This window comes from Mycobacterium sp. E1715 (assembly GCF_001667625.1).
Taxonomy (GTDB): Bacteria; Actinomycetota; Actinomycetes; order Mycobacteriales; family Mycobacteriaceae; genus Mycobacterium.
The window spans coordinates 1-19282 of sequence record NZ_LZJJ01000425.1 but is presented as its reverse complement, the minus strand read 5'-3'; the positions used below and the strand labels follow the sequence as shown (position 1 = coordinate 19282).

General features: G+C 69.3%; 23 protein-coding genes and 1 riboswitch. Of the genes, 12 read left to right on the top strand and 11 right to left on the bottom strand.

What is annotated here, in order from left to right:
* Both A9X03_RS20680 and glnX read right to left on the bottom strand, forming a co-directional pair.
* Positions 1 to 858: glutamate ABC transporter substrate-binding protein (locus tag A9X03_RS20680; RefSeq protein ID WP_068262738.1), on the bottom strand; the 858-nt coding region annotated here is incomplete at its 3' end.
* A complete protein-coding gene (glnX, locus tag A9X03_RS20675) occupies positions 855 to 2174 on the bottom strand; it encodes a protein kinase G-activating protein GlnX (protein WP_067747854.1) in 1320 nt (439 codons plus the stop codon). The genes glnX and A9X03_RS20680, both read right to left, overlap by 4 nt.
* A 134-nt stretch (positions 2175 to 2308) precedes the next feature.
* Here glnX and A9X03_RS20670 point away from each other — a divergent pair, with 134 nt between their 5' ends.
* Complete coding sequence (locus tag A9X03_RS20670) at positions 2309 to 2944, top strand: NUDIX hydrolase (protein WP_067747857.1); 636 nt, start codon at positions 2309 to 2311, stop codon at positions 2942 to 2944.
* Here A9X03_RS20670 and thiE read toward each other — a convergent pair.
* Complete coding sequence (gene thiE, locus A9X03_RS20665) at positions 2916 to 3587, bottom strand: thiamine phosphate synthase (RefSeq protein ID WP_067747859.1); 672 nt, start codon at positions 3585 to 3587, stop codon at positions 2916 to 2918. The two genes, A9X03_RS20670 and thiE, sit on opposite strands and share 29 nt — an antisense overlap.
* A 36-nt stretch (positions 3588 to 3623) precedes the next feature.
* Positions 3624 to 3733, top strand: a riboswitch (TPP riboswitch).
* Positions 3734 to 3735: 2 nt separating this feature from the next.
* Here thiE and thiO point away from each other — a divergent pair.
* The 4 genes from thiO to A9X03_RS20645 are packed head-to-tail and all read left to right on the top strand — an operon-like array spanning position 3736 to position 6449.
* Positions 3736 to 4749 (top strand): glycine oxidase ThiO, encoded by a 1014-nt coding sequence (thiO, locus tag A9X03_RS20660; RefSeq protein ID WP_067747896.1) that lies wholly within the window; start codon positions 3736 to 3738, stop codon positions 4747 to 4749.
* Positions 4746 to 4943 (top strand): sulfur carrier protein ThiS, encoded by a 198-nt coding sequence (thiS, locus tag A9X03_RS20655; RefSeq protein WP_067747861.1) that lies wholly within the window; start codon positions 4746 to 4748, stop codon positions 4941 to 4943. Before thiO ends, thiS begins: the two co-directional genes overlap by 4 nt.
* A complete protein-coding gene (locus A9X03_RS20650; protein ID WP_068262732.1) occupies positions 4936 to 5694 on the top strand; it encodes a thiazole synthase in 759 nt (252 codons plus the stop codon). Before thiS ends, A9X03_RS20650 begins: the two co-directional genes overlap by 8 nt.
* Positions 5691 to 6449, top strand: a complete 759-nt coding sequence (locus A9X03_RS20645) for an SGNH/GDSL hydrolase family protein (RefSeq protein WP_067781147.1) — start codon at positions 5691 to 5693, stop codon at positions 6447 to 6449. Before A9X03_RS20650 ends, A9X03_RS20645 begins: the two co-directional genes overlap by 4 nt.
* A 4-nt stretch (positions 6450 to 6453) precedes the next feature.
* Here A9X03_RS20645 and A9X03_RS20640 read toward each other — a convergent pair whose 3' ends face one another.
* Entirely contained in the window at positions 6454 to 6975 is a 522-nt protein-coding gene (locus tag A9X03_RS20640) for a serine/threonine protein kinase (RefSeq protein WP_067747867.1), read from the bottom strand.
* 65 nt (positions 6976 to 7040) lie between these two features.
* The gene (locus tag A9X03_RS20635) at positions 7041 to 7565 is read right to left on the bottom strand and encodes a serine/threonine protein kinase (RefSeq protein ID WP_068262729.1); all 525 of its coding nucleotides are present in this window, start codon (positions 7563 to 7565) and stop codon (positions 7041 to 7043) included.
* Between the two features lie 393 nt (positions 7566 to 7958).
* Here A9X03_RS20635 and A9X03_RS20630 point away from each other — a divergent pair, with 393 nt between their 5' ends.
* Genes A9X03_RS20630 through A9X03_RS20610 form a run of 5 tightly spaced genes read left to right on the top strand, consistent with a single transcriptional unit; the run spans position 7959 to position 13269 of the window.
* Positions 7959 to 8294, top strand: coding sequence for a CD225/dispanin family protein (locus tag A9X03_RS20630; RefSeq protein WP_046183018.1), 336 nt, complete (start codon positions 7959 to 7961; stop codon positions 8292 to 8294).
* Positions 8295 to 8309: 15 nt separating this feature from the next.
* Positions 8310 to 8735, top strand: coding sequence for a DUF2752 domain-containing protein (locus A9X03_RS20625; RefSeq protein ID WP_067891401.1), 426 nt, complete (start codon positions 8310 to 8312; stop codon positions 8733 to 8735).
* Between the two features lie 53 nt (positions 8736 to 8788).
* Positions 8789 to 10291 (top strand): M28 family metallopeptidase, encoded by a 1503-nt coding sequence (locus A9X03_RS20620; protein ID WP_068262726.1) that lies wholly within the window; start codon positions 8789 to 8791, stop codon positions 10289 to 10291.
* Entirely contained in the window at positions 10288 to 11760 is a 1473-nt protein-coding gene (locus A9X03_RS20615; RefSeq protein WP_067781150.1) for a M28 family peptidase, read from the top strand. The genes A9X03_RS20620 and A9X03_RS20615 overlap by 4 nt, the downstream gene beginning before the upstream one ends.
* A gap of 45 nt (positions 11761 to 11805) precedes the next feature.
* Positions 11806 to 13269 (top strand): HNH endonuclease signature motif containing protein, encoded by a 1464-nt coding sequence (locus A9X03_RS20610; RefSeq protein ID WP_082974549.1) that lies wholly within the window; start codon positions 11806 to 11808, stop codon positions 13267 to 13269.
* A gap of 15 nt (positions 13270 to 13284) precedes the next feature.
* Here the strand turns inward: A9X03_RS20610 and A9X03_RS20605 are convergent, their stop codons facing one another.
* The gene (locus A9X03_RS20605) at positions 13285 to 13728 is read right to left on the bottom strand and encodes an ester cyclase (protein ID WP_068262720.1); all 444 of its coding nucleotides are present in this window, start codon (positions 13726 to 13728) and stop codon (positions 13285 to 13287) included.
* A gap of 116 nt (positions 13729 to 13844) precedes the next feature.
* Positions 13845 to 14417: a hypothetical protein gene (locus A9X03_RS20600; protein WP_068262735.1), complete on the bottom strand. Its 573-nt coding sequence runs from the start codon at positions 14415 to 14417 to the stop codon at positions 13845 to 13847.
* Positions 14418 to 14540: 123 nt separating this feature from the next.
* On the opposite strand from A9X03_RS20600, the gene A9X03_RS20595 reads away from it, so the two are divergent.
* Complete coding sequence (locus A9X03_RS20595; RefSeq protein ID WP_369831399.1) at positions 14541 to 14915, top strand: hypothetical protein; 375 nt, start codon at positions 14541 to 14543, stop codon at positions 14913 to 14915.
* A gap of 220 nt (positions 14916 to 15135) precedes the next feature.
* A complete protein-coding gene (locus A9X03_RS20590; protein WP_156675730.1) occupies positions 15136 to 16635 on the top strand; it encodes a peptidase in 1500 nt (499 codons plus the stop codon).
* Between the two features lie 17 nt (positions 16636 to 16652).
* Here A9X03_RS20590 and A9X03_RS20585 read toward each other — a convergent pair whose 3' ends face one another.
* The 4 genes from A9X03_RS20585 to A9X03_RS20570 all read right to left on the bottom strand — a co-directional run.
* Positions 16653 to 17522, bottom strand: a complete 870-nt coding sequence (locus A9X03_RS20585; RefSeq protein ID WP_068262714.1) for an LLM class F420-dependent oxidoreductase — start codon at positions 17520 to 17522, stop codon at positions 16653 to 16655.
* A gap of 19 nt (positions 17523 to 17541) precedes the next feature.
* The gene (locus tag A9X03_RS20580) at positions 17542 to 17976 is read right to left on the bottom strand and encodes a MarR family winged helix-turn-helix transcriptional regulator (protein WP_067747883.1); all 435 of its coding nucleotides are present in this window, start codon (positions 17974 to 17976) and stop codon (positions 17542 to 17544) included.
* 32 nt (positions 17977 to 18008) lie between these two features.
* The gene (locus A9X03_RS20575; RefSeq protein ID WP_068262710.1) at positions 18009 to 18632 is read right to left on the bottom strand and encodes an alpha/beta family hydrolase; all 624 of its coding nucleotides are present in this window, start codon (positions 18630 to 18632) and stop codon (positions 18009 to 18011) included.
* Positions 18629 to 19282: PfkB family carbohydrate kinase (locus A9X03_RS20570; protein WP_068262707.1), on the bottom strand; the 654-nt coding region annotated here is incomplete at its 5' end. The genes A9X03_RS20570 and A9X03_RS20575, both read right to left, overlap by 4 nt.

Below are 19282 nucleotides of genomic sequence, written 5' to 3'. Positions count from 1 at the left end.
GACCAGCCCGGTGTTGGTCAGGTTGACCCCGATGCCGTAGGGCTGGGTGGCCATGTTGGGTCCGACGATGTGCAGGTAGGGGTCCTCCTCGACCAGCCCGGCCAGGATCGAGTCGTCGGTGCTGACGGCGTCGATCTCGCGCTGCTGCATCGCCACCAGGCAGTCGGCCCAGTTGACCACCGACACCACGATCGGCGGCGGGTCGATCTGGCGGATCCGGTGCAGCGACGTGGTGCCCTTGGCCACGCACACCCGCTTGCCCGACAGGTCGCTCACCTTGGCGATCGGGGAATCCCGCGGCGTCAGGATGCGCTGGTTGGCGTCGAGGTAGACGGTCGAGAAGTTGACCTGCTTGCGCCGGTCGCAGGTGATGGTCATGGTCTTGACCACCACGTCGACTTCGGAGTGCTGCAGGGCGGTGACGCGCTCGTCGGACGACAGGATGCGGTATTCGACGTGCGACGGGGCGCCGAAGATGTCGCGGGCGATCTCCCCGGCGATGTCGACGTCGAAACCGGTGATCTCGCCGGTGATCGGATCGCGGAAGCTGAACAGGTTGCTGCCGATGTCGAGCCCGACGATCAGCCGGCCGCGGGCGCGGATGTCGGCGACGGCGGCGTCCGCCTCGGCCTTGGTGGGGAAGGGCCGCAGGCTCGCGGTCAGGTCGCAGCTCTGGCTGGCGTCGTCGGCCGGCAGTGGCGGCTCCGGCGGCAGCTGCTGCATGCCGACCGGGGTGGGCGGCGGCAACGTCGGCACGTTGGGAACCGACAGCGATTCCGTGTGCGAGCAGCCCGCGACCGCGGCCACCGCGGCGAGCGCGGCGCCCGCCCGCCGCAACCGGCCCGGCCGCGTCGTCATCGATACTCTCTCAGCCGGGGCCACAGGCCCAGGGCCACCGCGATGGCGGCGCCGAGGCTGAGCACCACGCCGCCCACCTGGGCGCCGGACAGCCCGCTGCGCGCGCTCAGGACGTCGTTGCGCAGGTGGTTGCGGCTCTGGTCGATGGCCTTCACCAACTGGTCCTCGAGCTTGTCGAACGCCGGGGTGGAGTCGTCCTCGCTGCTGCCGAGCGCCACCTGCGTGGCCGCGCGGTAGTTGCCCACCGAGATGTAGGAGTTGATTCTGTCGTTGGCCTGCCGCCAGCGCAGCAGCAGCTGGTCGGCGCCCTCCAGGTCGGGCTTGTCGACGGCGTCGCTGCGGACCATGTACTGGTCGAGCTGGGAGTGCATGGAGTCGATGCGCTGATAGAACGACTGCTTGCGCTTCTCCTCGTCTCCGCGGCGGATCAGCGACAGCGTCTCGTCGGCGCGGGCCTGCTGGGCGGTGATCGCGACGTTGGTCACGATCCGCAGCGAGTCCGCGGCGGTGTTCTTGGCGCTACGGCTGGCGGCCGTGGAGATCGTTAGCGCAGTTCCGACCCATACCACCATGACGAGAATAGCGAGGCCGCCCACGACCAGTCCCGGGTTGATCCGGCGCCTGGTGCGCCGGGCCAGCCACCGATGGGAGAAGGCGCCGAAGACCGCGGTCGCGGTGACCACCAGGATGACCGGCGCCGGAATCTGCGTGGACGCGGTGGTTTCGGCGTCCACCCGCTCCGACGTCGCCTGATACAGCTGCGCCGCGTCGGGCAGGATCGTCGACTGCATGAGCCCCGAGGCTTCCGACAGGTACGACGAACCGACCGGGTTGCCCTCCCGGTTGTTGGTGCGGGCGATTTCGATCAGGCCGGTGTAGACGGCCAGCTCGGCGTTGATCCGGCCCAGCAGCTGCACCAGCGGTTCGTCGGTCAGCCCGCTGGACGCCCGGGTCACCGCCACCGTCGCGTCGGTGATGGCCTGCTCGTAGCGCTGGCGGACGGGCGGCGGCTCGGCCTCGGCGATGAACGCCGTGGCCGCCGCGGCGTCGGCCACCGAGAGGGTCGTGTAGAGCCGTCCGGCGGCGAACGACAGCGGTTCGGTGTGGTTGAGCACCGTGGTCAGCACCTGCTGGCGGTGGTTGATGGTGGTCGACGTGGCGAAGGCGCAGATGCCGCCGAGCACGGCCAGCACGATTCCGATGCTGAGGATGCGGCCGGGTGTGGTGGAGATGAACCACCAACGCGGGTGGGCTGGTTCGGCCGGCGACCGCGACCCCTGCGGTTCCGTCGACGGGTGCGCCAGCTCAACCGTCACGTCGAATCAGCCCTCATCTTTCGCGGCCACTGGAACGCTGCACGAAACTCTATAAGCGAATTCTAAGAGAATGTCGCGGCAGATGGGTGGAGGCAGACCAATTGACCAGCCGATCACGTGCATATCCTGAACGCGTGCAGGGCGACGGTGACGGCTGGGTGGTTTCCGACAGCGGCGCCCACTATTGGGGCCGTTTCGGCGCGGCGGGTCTGCTGCTGCGCGCCCCGCGGCCGGACGGCACCCCCGCGGTGCTGTTGCAGCATCGCGCGGTGTGGAGCCACCAGGGCGGGACCTGGGGACTGCCGGGCGGGGCGCGGGACAGCCACGAGACCCCGGAGGAGACCGCCGTCCGCGAGGCGCACGAGGAGGCCGGCCTGCAGGGCGAGCTGCTGACCGTGCGGTCCGCGGTGGTCACCGCCGAGGTCGCCGGGCTCGGCGGCACGCGCTGGACCTACACCACGGTCGTCGCCGACGCGGCCGAGCCGCTGCCCACCGTGCCCAACCGGGAGAGCGCCGAGATGCGCTGGGTCGCCGAGGACGAGGTGGCCGAGTTGCCGCTGCACCCCGGCTTCGCGGCGAGCTGGCAACGGCTGCGCACCGCCACGGCGCTGGTGCCGCTGGGCCAGGGCGACGAACGACGGCGTCACCTGCCGCGCACGATCGAGATCGAGGCCGGCGTCTTCGTCTGGTGCATGCCGGGCCCCCCGCTGCAGGCCGACACGGCGCCGCTGCATCCCCGCATCAGCTCCGTGCTGCAAGCGCTGAGCTGAGCCGCTGCGCCGCCGCGCGCGGGTCGGAGGCCGCGGTGATCGCCCGCACCACCACGATGCGCCGGGCGCCGGCGGCGAGCACTTCCGGCAGCCGCTGCTCGTCGATGCCGCCGATGGCGAACCACGGCTTGTCGCCGCCGAAACCGGCCGCCGCCCGCACCAGCCCCAGGCCCGGGGCGTCCCGGCCCGGCTTGGTCGGGGTGGGCCAGCACGGGCCGACGCAGAAGTAGTCGGTCTCGCCCTCGGCGGCAGCGGCGGCCTGGTCGACGTCGTGGCTGGACAGGCCGAGCAGCACGTCCGGGCCGAGGAATTCGCGGGCCACGTCCAGCGGCAGGTCGCCCTGCCCCAGGTGCAGCACGTCGGCGCCGGCGGCGCGGGCGATGTCGGCCCGATCGTTCACCGCGAACAGCGCGTGGTGACGCCTGGCCGCGTCGGCCAGGACCTCGCACGCGGCCAGCTCGTCGCGCGCCTCCAGGGGCCCGAACCGCTGCTCACCGGGCGATCCCTTGTCGCGCAGCTGGATGATGTCGACCCCGCCGGCCAGGGCGGCGTCGGCGAACTGGGCCAAATCGCCGCGCTCGCGGCGCGCGTCGGTGCAGAGGTATAGCCGCGCGGCCGCCAGCCGGGTAACTCGCTGATGCACACCGCGACGCTAGCGCGCTAGCGTGGAGGCCGAAGAACGTGCAGACACGGGAGTCCCGGGAACGGGGTCTGAGAGTGGGCGCGCCTGCCCTTACCGTCACACCTGATCCGGGTCATGCCGGCGAAGGGAGGCCCCCGGAATGGACGGGATGCCATCGGAGCTCGGGTCGCTGGCCGTCATCGGTGGCGGCGTCATCGGCCTGGCGGTGGCGCGCCGGGCGGCGCAGGCCGGGTGGTCGGTGCGGGTGCACCGCACCGCCGAGAACGGCGCGTCGTGGGTCGCCGGCGGCATGCTGGCCCCGCACAGCGAAGGCTGGCCCGGCGAGGAGCGGTTGCTGCGGCTGGGCCTCGAGTCGCTGCGGCTGTGGCGCGAGGGCGGCTTCCTCGACGGGCTGCCGCCGCAAGTGGTCACCGCCCGCGAGTCCCTGGTGGTGGCGGTCGACCGGGCCGACGTCGCGGACCTGCGCACCGTCGCCGACTGGCTGTCCGCGCAGGGGCACCCGGTGGTCTGGGAGTCGGCCGCCCGCGATCTGGAACCGCTGCTGGCGCAAGGCATCCGGCATGGCTTTCGGGCGCCCACCGAGCTGGCCGTGGACAACCGCGCGGTGCTGGACGGCCTGTCCGCGGCGTGCGAGCGCCTCGGCGTGCGCTGGGCGCCGCCGGCGCGCGACCTGTCGGTCGACGGCGACGCCGTGGTGATCGCCAACGGGATCGACGCCCCCGCGCTGTGGCCGGGCCTGCCGGTGCGGCCGGTGAAGGGCGAGGTGCTGCGGTTGCGGTGGCGGCGTGGGTGTATGCCGGTGCCGCAGCGCGTCATTCGCGCCCGCGTCCACGGGCGCCAGGTGTACCTGGTTCCCCGCGCCGACGGGGTGGTCGTCGGCGCCACCCAATACGAACACGGGCGCGACACCGCCCCGGTGGTGTCGGGCGTGCGGGACCTGCTCGACGACGCCTGCGCGGTGTTGCCGGCGCTCGGCGAATACGAGTTAGCCGAGTGCGCCGCCGGGCTGCGGCCGATGACGCCCGACAACCTTCCCCTGGTGCAACGCCTCGACGAACGGACGCTGGTGGCCGGCGGCCACGGCCGGTCCGGCTTCCTGCTGGCGCCGTGGACCGCCGAACAGATCGTGTCCGAACTGGCCCCGGTCGGAGCCCGGTCATGATCGTCGTGGTCAACGAGCGGAAGGTCGAGGTCGATGAGCGAACCACGGTGGCCGCGCTGCTGGAGTCGCTCGGCTACCCGGACCGTGGCGTCGCGGTGGCGATGGACGACGCCGTGCTGCCCCGATCCCGGTGGAGCGCAACGCTTTCCGACGGTTCTCGGCTCGAGGTGCTGACGGCGGTGCAGGGTGGCTGAAACCAAACTCACCATCGGGGATCGCAGCTTCGCTTCGCGGCTGATCATGGGCACCGGGGGAGCGACCAGCCTGGCCGCCCTGGAGGAGGCGCTGGTCGCGTCGGGTACCGAGCTGACCACCGTCGCGATGCGGCGGGTCGACGCCGAGGGCGGTACCGGCCTGCTCGACCTGCTCAACCGGCTCGGCATCACACCGCTGCCCAACACCGCGGGCTGCCGCAGCGCGGCGGAGGCGGTGCTCACCGCGCAGCTGGCCCGCGAGGCGTTGAGCACCAATTGGGTCAAGCTGGAGGTGATCGCCGACGAGCGCACGCTGTTGCCCGACGCGGTCGAATTGGTCCGGGCGGCGGAGCAATTGGTCGACGACGGGTTCGTCGTGCTGCCCTACACGAACGACGACCCGGTGCTTTCCCGTCGGCTCGAGGACGCCGGGTGCGCGGCGGTCATGCCGCTGGGGTCGCCCATCGGCACCGGCCTGGGCATCACCAACCCGCACAACATCGAGATGATAGTCGCGCGCGCCGGCGTCCCGGTGGTGCTCGACGCCGGCATCGGCACCGCGAGCGACGCCGCGCTTGCGATGGAGTTGGGTTGCGACGCCGTACTTTTGGCTACCGCGGTGACCCGGGCCGCCGATCCGGCGACGATGGCGGCCGCGATGGCCGCCGCCGTCAACGCGGGCTATCTGGCCCGCCGTGCGGGGCGCATTCCCAAGCGCTTCTGGGCGCAGGCTTCCAGCCCTCAGCGATGAAACGCTATGTGGCGCTGGGCAGTTCGATGGCAGCCGGTCCCGGCATCAGGCCCCGCGCTGCAGGCGCTCCCTGGGGCTCGGGCCGGTCGGCGCGCAACTACCCGCACCTGGTCGCGCGGCGCTGCGGCCTGGACCTGGTAGACGTCACGTTTTCCGGCGCGACCACCGCGCACGTGCTCGCCGATCACCAGCGCGGCGCGCCACCCCAGATCACCGCGCTGAACGGGTCGGAAAGCCTGGTGACCATCACGATCGGCGGCAACGACGTCGGCTACATTCCGCTGCTGATGGCCGCGTCGTTGCCGCGCCCCGTCCGCCGGCTGCCACTGCTCGGTGCGCGCATTGTCGAACTGCTGGACCGCGACGCGCGGATCGAGGCGCTCGACGCGGTGTTCGAATCGTTGTGCGGGGTCGGACACGCGGTGCGCGAGCGCGCACCGCGGGCCCGGGTCCTATTCGTCGACTACCTGACCGTCCTGCCGCCCGCGGGTGCGCCGGCCGCGCCGCTTTCGCAAGCGGATGCCGATCTGGGCCGCCACGTGGCCGCGACACTGGAGCGGCTCACCGCCGACGCGGCGATCGCGACCGGCTGCGAGATCGTCGGGGCCGCCGCGGCCAGCCGCGAACATCACGCGTGGTCGGGTGACCCTTGGACCACGAGACCCGGTGTGCCGCTGCCGGGCCGAGCGGCGCCGTTGCACCCGAACGCGGCCGGGATGCGCGCCGTCGCCGAACTGGTGTCGGCGCTGTTGTGACGGGTCAGCCGTTCGTGCGCCACCACTGGTAGAGGGCATTGACGTCGGAGTTGGCCGCGGTGAGGTGGCCCAACACGTTCTTGGCGTCGGTGGTCCAGGTGAGCGTTGCGTAGTTCTTGTAGGTGCCGCAGGCGATCTGGCCGCCCGTCTGGCCGTTCTGCTTCCAGGTGCCCGGTGACTGCCCGGCGTCCCCGCACGCGGCCAGGGACACGTCCTTGATGGTGGAACTGAACGCGGCGCCCAGGTTGGTGCCGTTGGAGAACAGGGCGTAGACGCCGGAGCCGGGTCCGCTGGGGTCGGGGCTCTGCCCGCACAGGAGTTCGGCCAGTTCGCCGGATTCGGTCAGCTCCTGCGGCTTGCAGTTGTTGAGGCCGTAGCCCTTCGAGAGGTTGGCGGCCAGCGTGTTCATGTCGGCGGCGCTGCCCGTGTTGGGTTCCGCCACCGCGATGGCGCTACCGGCGAAAGCCAGACATCCGGTGAAAGCTGCGGCCGACGCGGCTCGCAGCGCGGTGGTGAGATGTGACATTTTCGTTGCCTCCCTGCGGTTGTTGGATGGGTGATGCAGAAAACTGTTGCCCCCCAACAGAAGTTTCAGCCGTTGGCCCGCCACCACTGGTACAGCGCCGCGGCGTCGGTGTTCGGCCCGCGGATATAGCTCAATGTGTTCTTGGCATCGGTGGTCCAGATGATCTCGGCGGCGTTCTGGTATGTCCCGCAGGCCACCTGACCGGCATTGCCGTTGCTCCCCTGGTGCCAGCTGGTGGGCGACTGGCCGCTGTCGCCGCACGTGCTCAGCGCGTCGTCCTTGATGCTGGCCTTGAACGAGCCGACCAGGTTTTCGCCGTTGTTGAACAGGATGTACTTGGCCTGCGCCGGGCCGCTCGGGTCGGGGTTCTGCCCGCACGCCAACGACGCCAGTTCGCCGGTGGTGATGCTCTGGGCCGTGCAGTTGTTCAGGCCGTAGCCCTTTGACAGCGATGCCGCAAGCGTGTTGACGTCCGACGCGTTACCGGTGTTCGCGGGATCCGCGGTGGCGGTTGCCGTGCCGGCGAAGGCGGCGCCGCCAGCGAGCGCCGCGGCCACGACGGCCCGCAACGCGTTGCTGAGATAGGACATCCCACGACTCCTCGGCGGTTGTCGAGCCGGCGTCGCTCACCGGAGAAACATGCTTCCGCTAAGTAGGGATCGTAGGGCTATGTCGTGACAAAGCAACACATTCCGCTGGCAATTGTCTGTCTGGGCATCCTTTTCGGTGACGCGGCACGGCGGGGCCGCATGCCGGCTAGTCCGAAAGCCGATGCCGCTCAGTCCCTTTCGTATGGTGCCTTGCCATCGGCGCTGGGCGGCGGAAGGGGCGGGCAGGAGAACGGCGGTTGAACGCCGCGCGACCGCCGCGACGTTCCGCGGCGGGTCGAAAGGGGATTTTCAAATTGCTGGTGCCGCCGCGACTGTGCTCGGGTATGGTTAGCACCGTTTCACGCCAGCTAACTTCTCGGGACTGGAGAATCCATGACACAGCCACCGGCACCGCCCCCTCCGCCGCCTGGTTACCCGCCGCAGCAGCCCGCCGGGCAAGCGCCGAATAACTATTTGGTGTGGTCCATCCTGGTGACGCTGTTCTGCTGTCTTCCGTTCGGGATCGTGGCCATCGTCAAATCCAGCCAGGTCAACGGGCTCTGGGCGCAGGGCCGTTACGCCGAGGCGCAGGCGTCCGCCGACAGCGCCAAGAAGTGGGTGATCTGGTCGGCGGTCATCGGCGTCGTCGTGGGCATCATCTACGGCATCCTGATGGCGGTCGGCGCGCTGAACACGAACACCAATGCGGCACTTGCCGCGATGTTCTAAGCCCGGTTCGCGACCATGGTGACCCGCCAAGGGTCGGCGCCGTCGAGCGTGGGCGCGCCACTGCTGGTGGCCGCGTCCGCGACGCTGATGTGCGCCGCCATCTGGGCGGGTGACCCGACTACTCCCAACGGTCCGCTGCCGGTGTGTCCCACCAAGGCGCTGTTGGGTATCGACTGTCCGGGATGCGGCAGCTTGCGCATGCTGTACTCCCTGATGCACGGCAACATCACGGCGGCCGCCAGGTTCAACGCCTTGGGCCTGGCGGCTGTCGTGCTCTTGGTGTGGGCGTACCTCGCCTGGACCTACGGGCGGCTCGCGGGCAGGCGGATACGCAGCTGGCAACACACTCGCTGGTCCGCCGTGGTGGCCATGGTGTTGGTCGGAGCGTGGTTTGTGGTGCGCAACATCCCCTTTGCACCGTTCAGCGCCCTGTACGTCTGATACCGCCGTGTCCTGATCCCGGCCGGTGGCACCGCGGTCTAACCTGGGGCGCGATGGTGAACAAATTCGCGACGGTACCTGCGGCGCTCGTCGTGGTCGCCCTGACCGCATTCTCGACCGGCTGCTTCCACAAGTCGGCAAACTCGCAACAGGCAACGGGCGACCCCGCCGCGGCGGCCCGGTTCGCCAGCGCCCTGCACGACAAAGTCACGAGCGACGCGATGATGGCGCACCTGGCAAAGCTCCAGGACATTGCCAACGCCAACAACGGTACCCGGGCGGTGGGTACCCCGGGTTACGAGGCCAGCGTCGACTACGTGGTTAACACGTTGCGCGGCAGCGGTTTCGACGTGCAGACCCCCGAGTTCTCGGCGCGGGTGTTCCACGGCGACAAGCCGGAGGTGACCGTCGGCGGTAAGCCGGTGGAGGCGCACGCGCTGGACTTCAGCCTCGGCACCCCGCCGGGAGGAGTGAGCGGTCCGCTGGTGGCCGTGCCCGCCAGCAACGGCCCCGGCTGCGCACCTCCGGATTACGGCAGCCTGCCGGTTCAGGGAGCCGTCGTCCTGGTGGACCGGGGCGGTTGCCCCTTCGCTCAGAAGGAAGACGCCGCGGCGCAGCGCGGAGCGGTCGCGATGATCGTCGCCGACAACGTCGACGAGCAACAGATGGGTGGCACGCTGGGCCCGGACACCAACGTCAAGATCCCGGTGGTAAGCGTCACCAAGTCGGTTGGCGTGCAATTGCGCACCCAGCCGGGGGGCGTCACCATCAAGCTGAACGCGAGCGTCCAGAGTTTCAAGGCGCGCAACGTGATCGCCCAGACCAAGACCGGCTCGACCACCAATGTCGTGATGGCCGGCGCCCATTTGGACAGCGTGCCGGAAGGCCCGGGCATCAACGACAACGGTTCAGGCGTGGCCGCGATATTGGAAACCGCTCTGCGGCTGGGTAATTCGCCACCGGTACGTAACGCGCTGCGGTTCGGCTTCTGGGGCGCGGAGGAACTCGGGCTGATCGGTTCGCGCAACTACGTCGAGTCGCTTGACTTGACCGGGCTCAAAAGCATTGCGCTGTATCTGAACTTCGACATGCTCGCGTCGCCGAACCCCGGCTACTTCACCTATGACGGTGACCAGTCGCTGCCCGCGGACGCTCGCGGCCAGCCGGTGGTGCCGGAGGGGTCGGCCGGCATCGAACGCACCCTGGTCGCCTACCTGAAGTCCGCCGGGAAGACCGCGCAGGACACCTCGTTCGACGGCCGTTCCGATTACGACGGATTCACCCTGGCGGGCATCCCCGCCGGCGGCCTGTTCTCCGGCGCCGAGGTGAAGATGTCCGCGGATCAGGCAAAGCTGTGGGGCGGGACCGCGGACCAGCCCTTCGACCCCAACTATCACCAGAAGACGGATACCCTCGAGCACATCGACAGGACCGCTCTGGGCATCAACGGCGGTGGCGTCGCCTACGCGGTGGGCCTGTACGCGCAGGACCTCGGCGGCCACAACGGGGTGCCCACGATGGAGGACCGCACGCGTCACGTGCTAACCAAGCCATGACCCGTCGGCTGCGCGCGGCAATGCTGCTGGTGACCTTGTTGCTGGCGTCGTGCACATCGGCGCGGCCGGGATCCCCGACTGCCGCACCGGATCTGGCGCACGGCCTGGCCGGCAAGGTGACCACCGAGGCGATGTTCACCCACCTGCGCGCGCTGCAGAACATCGCCAATGCGAACAAGGGCAACCGGGCCGACGGCACGCCGGGTTACGACGCCAGCGTCGACTACATCGCTAAAGCGTTGCGTGACAAAGGTTTCGAGGTGCTGACGCCGCAGTTCGACCGGCTCTACACCGTTTCCCCGGGCAGGCCGTCGATGACGGTGGCCGGCCGCAGCTACACCGTTGACCAGGCCTCGCTGCTGGTCCAGACGCCGCCCGGCGGACTCACCGGGCAGCCGGTCCGGCCCACCCAGCCGTCGGGCTGCGCGGCGGGCGATTATCCGGCCGTGCTGCCCAAGGGGTCGATCGCCGTCGTAGACGACACACGTTGTTCGGTGGTCGACAAGCAGAACAGCGCGGTGTCCAAGGGTGCGGCGGCGCTCGTCGTGCTCAGTGCGCCCGCCGGCCAGGGCGCCCCGCCCACCCTGTTCGCTCCCGGCTACTTCAAGCAGCTGACCGTCCCCGTCGCGGTCGCCAACCCGGCCACCGCCACCGCGCTCTCCGGCGCGACCGCGCCAATCCGCCTGGTGCTGGACGCCCAAAACGTCAAGATCACGTCACGGAACGTGCTGGCGCAGACCAAGACCGGCTCGCCGCACGACGTGATCGTGGTGGGCGCGCACCTCGACAGCCCCCGCGGCGGCCCTGGCATCAACGACGACGGAACCGGGGTGGCCGCGGTGCTGGAGACGGCGCTGCAGCTGGGCCCCCTGGCGCCCGTGAACAACGCAGTGCGGTTCGCGTTCTGGGGCGCCGACGAGGACGGGCTCAACGGCGTCATGGACTACGTGTTCGGCATGAACAGCGATCAGCTCAACGACATCGCGATGTACCTCAACTTCACCACGCTGGGTTCTCCCAACGCCGGCTTCTTCACCGAAGACGGCGATCAGTCCGGTCCGCCGTCGCCCGGGGTGACTTACGCGGACGTCCCCGACGGGTCGGCCGGCATCGAGCGCACCCTGGCCGGTTACCTGAACCTGGCCGGGAAGCGGCCCGCGGACATGCCGCTGAACACGCTCGCCGACTACCACCCCTTCATGGTCGCGGGCGTGCCGATCGGCGGCATGACGGCCGGGGCCTCGCAACCGAAGACCACCGTGCAGGCCCGGCTGTGGGGTGGGCAGGCCGGGGCCCCGTTCGACCCCAACTACCAAGGCCCCCGCGAAACCGTCGACACCGTCAACCGGGACGCCCTGGCCATCATGGGGTCTGGCGTCGGATACGCCGTAGGCAGCTATGCGGAATCCATCGGCGGCGTCAACGGCGTGCCACCGCACGACAAGCGGCATCGGACCCGGGTGCCATAACCGCTGCTCGGCGCCTTGTCGGGGGGCCGCGTTACACTCGAACACATGTTCGATACACGGCTACACGAGTACTGGGAGCCTCCCCGGTGTGAGCGATCCCGCGCGCTGGTGGAACGGATGTGCTCCTCGTGGCGGCTGGAGGCGCGGATGGTCGCGGACCGGCTGGACGCCATCGGGGAGTTGTTCGAGCTGCGCCGCGCCCAGCGCGGTGAGGAGTCGGATTGGGCGGTGGACACCTGGGCGGCGGTGGGGGCCGAGGTGGCCGCGGCGTTTCGGGTGAGCCTGGCGATGGCCGGCAGCTTCATGCGGTATGCGCTCGCGATGCGTGAGCGGCTGCCGCAGGTGGCCGAGGTGTTCCGCGCGGGCGACATCAGCTATCGGTTGTTCCAGACGATCGTGTACCGCACCGATCTGATCACAGACGCCGCCGTGTTGGCCGCCGTGGATGCCGAGCTGGCGATGCGTGCGGCGAGGTGGCCCTCCATGACCCGGGGCCGGTTGGCCGGCCAGGTGGACAAGATCGTGGCGAAGGCCGACGTCGATGCGGTGCGCCGCCGCGACCAGTCGCAGGCCGAGCGCTGGGTCGGGGTCGAGGATCTCGAGGGCGGCATGTCCGAAATCCACGGCAGCTTGTTCAGTCCCGACGCCCACGCGCTGGATCGGCGGCTGGATGCGTTGGCGGCCACGGTGTGTGAGCACGACCCGCGCAGCGCGGATCAGCGGCGCGCCGACGCGCTTGGGGTGCTTGCCGCCGGCGCGGATCGGCTGGGCTGCCGCTGCGGGCGCCCCGACTGCACGGCCGGAAAGCGGCCTGGCGCAACGCCGGTCGTCATTCACGTGATCGCCGAGCAGGCCAGCGTCGAGGGCGCCGGGTCGGCTCCGGCGTCGGAGGTGGGCGCGGACGCGCTGATCACCGCCGAGGTCGTGGCCGAGCTGGCCGGCTCGGCCAAGCTGGTGCCCCTGGGCGCCCCGGCCGAGGCGGAGCCGCGCTACACCCCGTCGAGGAGGCTGGCCGATTTCGTGCGGTGCCGGGACCTGACGTGTCGGGCCCCGGGTTGTGACCGCCCGGCCGTCGACTGCGACATCGACCACACGATCCCGTACTCCGAGGGCGGTGCGACGCACCCGTCGAACCTCAAATGCCTTTGCCGCCAACATCATTTGCTGAAAACTTTTTGGGGCTGGCGCGACGAACAACTGGAGGACGGCACCCTGATCTGGCGGCTGCCCGACGGACATACCTACGTCACCACCCCGGGCAGCGCGCTGCTGTTCCCCAGCCTGTGCGTGCCCACCGGTGACGCCCCGGCCCCCACACCCGTCGAGCGGTGTGGTGAGCGCACCGCGATGATGCCGCTGCGCACCCGCACCCGTGCCCAAAACCGGGCCCAGCGCATCGCCACCGAACGGCACCGCAACCGCCAAGCCCGGCTGGCCGCCCACCCCGTGGCGCCGGCCAGTTCGATACCCGCCGGCCCCGCGCCCCCAGACGATCCACCGCCCTTTTGACCGGGGCTCAACGGTTTACGGCGAGCTGACGGGCGGAAGAACACCCATCTGAGTCAGCACGCCGGCCATGTCGAAATAGACCTTCTCGCAGAGGAGGTGATCGCCGTCGAACTCGAAGATCCCGACTATCGGAATCTCGATGCGCCGTCCGGTCGGTGGGATGCCCGCCCATTCGCCGTTGTGGGTTCCCGTGATCAATCCTTCGCCGAATACCGCGTCGTCGGTGTGGCGCAGCTTGCCGAGGTCGGCGTGCAAGTCGGGAAGGCCGGCCATGAGCCCGTGCAGCAGCTCGCGAACGGCCTCCTCGCCGTCGCTGGGTACGCCGTTCACCTCGTAACGAGGTTGGGCAAAAGTAGCGATCGTCGCCTCGACATCGTGCCGGTTCTCGGCCGCAGCGTGTTGATTGACGATGGCTTCGCGGCGTTGGCGCAGGCTGGTGATGTCGTTGACCGCTGTCATGGTGGCCTCCTCGATTCCTCGACGGCCCCCCAGTTGAGCGCCACTTTAGAACACTTGCGACGCCCGTAGAGCAGCTTTGTCCTCAGAGCACTGCAGGTCTCGCCGGGCCTGCGCCGTCAAGGCATGTGCGGGTTCATCATTCGTCCGCAGCCCATCCCGCCGCGACCCATCATCTGCTGCATCATGGCCGGCATGCCCTGCTCCACGAAGCCGGTGACTTCGCGCGCGTGCGCTCGGATGACGTCGGTGAGGGCCGGGTCGTCGGTGGTCTCCTCGGCGATCACGCCCCCAGGGGTGAACGTCAGCTGCCGCCGGTAGCCGCCGGCACGACGGAACAGCGTCGGCAGGGTTTGGCTCATGCAGCTGACTTCGGTTCCCTGATCCAGGTGGGCGTACATGCTCGAGACGTGCGCCTGGAGTTGGGCGGTCAGATCCGGGGACGTCGATTCGGTGGTGGTGCGCACGCCGCCGGGAATGTCCTCGACCACCCGGCTGATTTCGCTGTGCCGCATGAACATGTCCATGTAGCGGTTCATGTCGATGTGACCGGCGCCCATGAAGCCGCCGCAGTCGGTGAGGCGGACTCCGGCGGGCCAGATGCCGCGACGCGCGTAGCGCAGACCCAGCACGCCGCCCGCACCCAGCGCACCGAACGCGGCAAGCGCCGCGCGCCGTGTCAAATTGGCCATCGTCACGTTCCTTCGGGACAGACTCCTCCACGCAATTGAGGCAATCTGACCAGACCCGCGAATCCCGTACTAGGGCCAATGGTCCCTACCCCCGGTGGGTATATGTGTGACATCGTCCTGGGCATGACTGAAACTCCTGAATCCAGCGTTGGGCCCGTGACCGGCAACCACGGGGACGGGCCGTACGCGCACAGTCGGCTGGGCCACGTGGCCGCATGGGTGGTCATCGTCGCCGGTGTGGTGTTCGTCGTCGCGGTCATCTTCTTCACCGGGCTGTTCTTGGGCTGGTCCTCGGGTGACCACTACGGCTGGCGCCACGGCTATGGCGGCGGCCGTGCCGGCACCTGCCCGATGATGCAGCCCGGCGGCATGATGGGGCCCGGCATGATCGGACCCGGCGGCATGATGGGGCCCGGCGGGATGGGACCCGGCGGGATGGGGCCCGGGGGCCCGGTGGGGCCTCAGCAGACGCCGGCACCGACGGCGCCGCGCCCCTAGCGGGCAACGCCCCTCAAACGGCGCCGTCGAGTTCGCTATTGCCATCGGACAAACCCACCCGGCGCTTCTCGTTCGACCACCGGTAAGCCGCCCGCAATCGCGCGCCCACGCGGCCGGCGCGGGCGTTCGACGGTGTTTTCATTCGGGCTGTCACGGTTAGCCAACCGCTCTAGAATGAGACGCTTTGGTCTGCCCTGTAGCCGGTCGGGATGAGGTTGGTATGAAGAGCCGTGCGCGCAATCGACGTCAGCAGGCCGGTGGCCGTCCGCGCAGGGCGGCCGCCTTGCTGAGGGCGGCGTTGAGCTGCGCGGCGGCGGCAATCGTGGTGGCGGGGTGTGCATCCTTCGTCGACGGGCGGGCGCTCTCGATGCTCAACGATCCGTTCCGGGTGGGCGGCTTGCCCGCGACCAACGGCCCCAGCGGCATCCGCTCGAACGCACCCGCCGCAACCGGCACCGTGGTCAACACGGACGACGGCGCGATCGACAAGTTGTCGTTGCTGTCGGTCAACGACATCGAGGACTACTGGAAGTCGGTGTACGGGCAGTCCCTGAAGGGAAGCTTCGTTCCCGTCGGAAAGATGGTGTCCTACAACTCGAAGGATCCGTCCAGCCCGATCGTTTGCCACAACGACACCTACAAGCTCGTCAACGCCTTCTACACGTCGCGCTGCAACCTGATCGCCTGGGATCGCGGGGTGTTCATGCCGGTCGCGCAACGGTACTTCGGCGACATGTCGGTCAACGGCGTGCTGGCCCACGAATTCGGCCATGCCCTGCAGAACATGGCGCATCTGGTGACCAAACGCGACCCCACGATCGTGCACGAGCAGCAGGCCGACTGCTTCGCTGGCGTCTACCTGTTCTGGGTCGCCGACGGCAAGTCGCCGCGGTTCACGCTCAGCACCGCCGACGGGCTCGACCATGTGCTGGCCGGGATCATCACGACCCGCGACCCCGTGATCGACAGCGAGAGCGAGAACGACGACGAACACGGATCCGCCCTGGACCGAATCAGCGCCTTCCAAATGGGTTTCATCAACGGGGCATCGGCCTGCGCGGGGATAGACAAGAAGGAGATCGAGCAGCGCCGCGGCGATCTGCCCAACGCTCTGCGCGTCGACAGCAGCACCGGAAACCCCGAGACCGGTGAGGTCCCGATCGACCAGGACACCCTGTCGACGTTGATGGAACTGCTGGGAAAGATCTTCTCCCCGAAGAGCCCGCCGGCGCTGTCTTACCAGGCTGCCGATTGCCCCGACGCCAAATCCAGCCCGCCGGCTTCCTATTGCCCGTCCACCAACACGATCGTGGTCGACCTGCCAAAGCTCGCGGCGATGGGCAAGGTCGCCGACGAGAACGAGCAGACCCTGCCGCAGGGCGACGACACCGCCCTATCGGTCGTGATGTCGCGGTACGCGCTCGCCGTGCAGCACGAACGCGGGCTGGCCATGCAGAGCCCGTGGACCGCGCTGCGCACGGCGTGCCTGACCGGCGTGGTGCACCGCAAGATGGCCGAACCGATCGAGCTGTCGTCGCAGAAGCAGTTGTTGCTGACGGCCGGTGATCTCGACGAGGCGGTGGCCGGGTTGCTCACCAACCATCTCGTCGCCAGCGACGCCGACGGCACCAGCGTGCCCGCCGGTTTCACCCGGATAGCGGCGTTCCGCGGCGGCGTGACCGGCAACATGGACGCCTGCTACTCCCGCTATCCGGGTTGACCGGAAGGCCGTCGGAGTCAACCGATCTCGTCGAGCCTGGGAATGACGTCGTCGCCGAGTCGCCGGATGAAGCCGACGGGATCGGGGTTGCCGGGGAATGGGCCGGCGTTGACCATCTCGACGCCCAGTTCGGCGAAGCGCTCGACGGTCCTGAAGTACCCGTCGAGGTCGTTGAACGGATTCACGAAGAGGCCCAACGTCTTTCGGATCTCGCCCGGGTCCCGTCCGACGGTTTCGCAGTGGCGGTTCAGCACCTCGATCTTGTGCTTGAGCTCGTCGGGATCGGTCACGGTGCTGTTCCAGATGTCGGCGTACTGCGCGACCAGCCGTAGCGTCTTCTTTTCGCCGTCGCCGCCAATCAGGATCGGCGGTCGCCGAATCGGTTGCGGCTCACAGATTGTCTCGGCCAACTGGTAGTGCTTGCCCCGGTAGGGCCCGTTGTCCTCGCTCCACATCTGACGGCAGATCTGCAGCGTCTCTTCGAGCATCTCGAAACGCCGGCTCACCGGCGGATAGGGGAAGCCGAGGGCGAGGTGCTCGCGGTCGTACCAGGCCGCGCCGAGCCCCAGCGCCGAGCGGCCCTGCGACAGCACGTCAAGCGTGGTGACCGCCTTGGCCAGCATTCCCGGGTATCGATACGTGACGCCGGTGACAAGCAGGCTCAGGTCGATCTTGGTCGTCTGTCCGGCCAGGAAGCCCAGTGACGTGTAGCCCTCGAGGAACGGGTCCTCCGCCCGTCCCATCGCCTCCATCTGAAAGAAATGGTCCGCCAGCGTGAACAGCGTTGCGCCGCCCTGTTCGGCGGCCTTGGCCGCATCGGCCAGCGTCGGACCCAGCGCCGCTGGGTCGCCGGGCAGGAAATCGATGAAGTGCACACCTAATTGCATAGCAGCCCTTGCCCTTTCATTACTCGGTCAAGCGCTCGAGCAGCGTCAGCGCATCGAGGATGACGCGACGCTCGCGTTCGGAATACCGCTCGTGGATGGCGCGCGCCAGCCACTCCTCGCGGACCTGCCGGTTGCTCTCCGCGCGTCGCCGGCCCGTTGCGGTCAACGAAATCAGTTGCCGCCGGCCGTCTTCCGGGTCGGGCGTGCGCTCGATGAGCCCCCGCTGCTCGAGGGCGGCCACTATCGTGGCCATGGATTGTGGACGCACCCGTTCGGCCGCAGCCAGGACACTCGCCGATGAGGCCCCCTCTTTCCAGAGCCGGTTCAGCACCGCGGTCTGCGAGGGAGTCAGGTCGTCGTCGGTGGCGAGTTCCCTCAACTGACGCCGCAGCCGGCTGAACACCACCCGCAGGTCGCGGGCCGCCGCGGCCGCGGACTCCGCGATGCCGTCCACAACGCCAGTCTAGACTGATCAGCCCAGACTGTCTAATTCCGCCCGAGCAACTGGAGGGCGGCCTCGACCGCCAGCGCCGCCACGTTCAGCGTCTTGGACCGCAGATCGTGCCGGGCGCCGGCGATCTCGACGACCGCCGTGGTGCCGGTGACCAGTGCGGCGGCGGCGCGCAGCTCCTCGGGCGTGCCGAAGGGGTCCGACGTCCCGTGCGTGAAGACGGTCGGCACCCTGATGTCGGGTAGGTGCTCGGTGCGCGCTCGCTCCGGCTTTCCCGGCGGATGCACCGGGTACGAGAACAGCGTCAACAGGTCCACGGAAGCCTCCCGGTCGGCCACCACCATGGACGTCTGCCGGCCGCCATAGGAATGTCCGCCTGCGATCAGCGGACCCTCTGTGAGGTCGCGGCACAGCGTGATCGCCTCGACGATTCCGGCGCGGTCGGCGGCCGCCGAGCCGGACGGCGGTCCGCTGGGGCGGCGTCGCCGGTAGGGCAGGTTGTACCGGACCGCGAGCCAGCCGCGCCGCGCCCACTCCTCGCAAACCTGTTGCAGCAGCGGCGAATCCCGGTTGCCACCCGCGCCGTGGGTCAGTACCACCACACCCGCGGCGGGCCGATCGGGTTCGTGCGCCACACCGGCGATCCGGTCCAGGTTCATGACAACCGAAACAGTGGTGAGACGGGCCCGTGTCCATGGCCCAACGGATAGGAGGCGCGCAGGCACTCGGTGACCCACCGCTTCCCGAACCCGACCGCGTCGGGCACGGAATAGCCGTGCGCCAGCGCGCACGCGATCGCGGTGGCCAGCGTGTCGCCGCCGCCGTGGTCGTTGCCGCCGGGCAGCCGCTCGGCGTCGAACTCATACCAGGACGCACCGTCGTAGAGCAGGTCACAGCTGCGATCCGACGACCGCAGGTGGCCGCCCTTGACCAGTGCCCACCGCGGCCCCAGCGCGTGCAGGGCCTTGGCCGCCTCGCGCTGAGACCCCACATCCACGACGTCGACGCCCACCAGCAGCCGCACCTCGTCGAGGTTCGGCGTCACCAGCGTGGCCAGCGGAAACAATTGGTCGCGAAGCGAATCCAGCGCCGACGCAGCCAGCAACGCGTCGCCGTGCATGGACGCGCACACCGGATCGACGACGAGCGGGACCGTCAGACCCAGCCGGCGCCAGGCGGCGGCCACCGCGCCGATGATGGTTGACGACGCCAGCATCCCGGTCTTGGCGGCCTGCACGCCGATGTCGGTCACCACCGCCTCGATCTGGGCGGCCACGACATCGTCGGGCACCTCGTGAAAGCCCTTGAC

Bases quoted from the DNA above. Each gene is read 5' to 3' on its own strand.
- thiO (WP_067747896.1), top strand. From the start codon at position 3,736: ATGCCATCGGAGCTCGGGTCGCTGGCCGTCATCGGTGGCGGCGTCATC.
- thiS (WP_067747861.1), top strand. From the start codon at position 4,746: ATGATCGTCGTGGTCAACGAGCGGAAGGTCGAGGTCGATGAGCGAACC.
- A9X03_RS20645 (WP_067781147.1), top strand. From the start codon at position 5,691: ATGAAACGCTATGTGGCGCTGGGCAGTTCGATGGCAGCCGGTCCCGGC.
- A9X03_RS20640 (WP_067747867.1), bottom strand. From the start codon at position 6,975: ATGTCACATCTCACCACCGCGCTGCGAGCCGCGTCGGCCGCAGCTTTC.
- A9X03_RS20635 (WP_068262729.1), bottom strand. From the start codon at position 7,565: ATGTCCTATCTCAGCAACGCGTTGCGGGCCGTCGTGGCCGCGGCGCTC.
- A9X03_RS20630 (WP_046183018.1), top strand. From the start codon at position 7,959: ATGACACAGCCACCGGCACCGCCCCCTCCGCCGCCTGGTTACCCGCCG.
- A9X03_RS20625 (WP_067891401.1), top strand. From the start codon at position 8,310: ATGGTGACCCGCCAAGGGTCGGCGCCGTCGAGCGTGGGCGCGCCACTG.
- A9X03_RS20620 (WP_068262726.1), top strand. From the start codon at position 8,789: ATGGTGAACAAATTCGCGACGGTACCTGCGGCGCTCGTCGTGGTCGCC.
- A9X03_RS20615 (WP_067781150.1), top strand. From the start codon at position 10,288: ATGACCCGTCGGCTGCGCGCGGCAATGCTGCTGGTGACCTTGTTGCTG.
- A9X03_RS20610 (WP_082974549.1), top strand. From the start codon at position 11,806: ATGTTCGATACACGGCTACACGAGTACTGGGAGCCTCCCCGGTGTGAG.
- A9X03_RS20605 (WP_068262720.1), bottom strand. From the start codon at position 13,728: ATGACAGCGGTCAACGACATCACCAGCCTGCGCCAACGCCGCGAAGCC.
- A9X03_RS20600 (WP_068262735.1), bottom strand. From the start codon at position 14,417: ATGGCCAATTTGACACGGCGCGCGGCGCTTGCCGCGTTCGGTGCGCTG.
- A9X03_RS20595 (WP_369831399.1), top strand. From the start codon at position 14,541: ATGACTGAAACTCCTGAATCCAGCGTTGGGCCCGTGACCGGCAACCAC.
- A9X03_RS20590 (WP_156675730.1), top strand. From the start codon at position 15,136: ATGAAGAGCCGTGCGCGCAATCGACGTCAGCAGGCCGGTGGCCGTCCG.
- A9X03_RS20585 (WP_068262714.1), bottom strand. From the start codon at position 17,522: ATGCAATTAGGTGTGCACTTCATCGATTTCCTGCCCGGCGACCCAGCG.
- A9X03_RS20575 (WP_068262710.1), bottom strand. From the start codon at position 18,632: ATGAACCTGGACCGGATCGCCGGTGTGGCGCACGAACCCGATCGGCCC.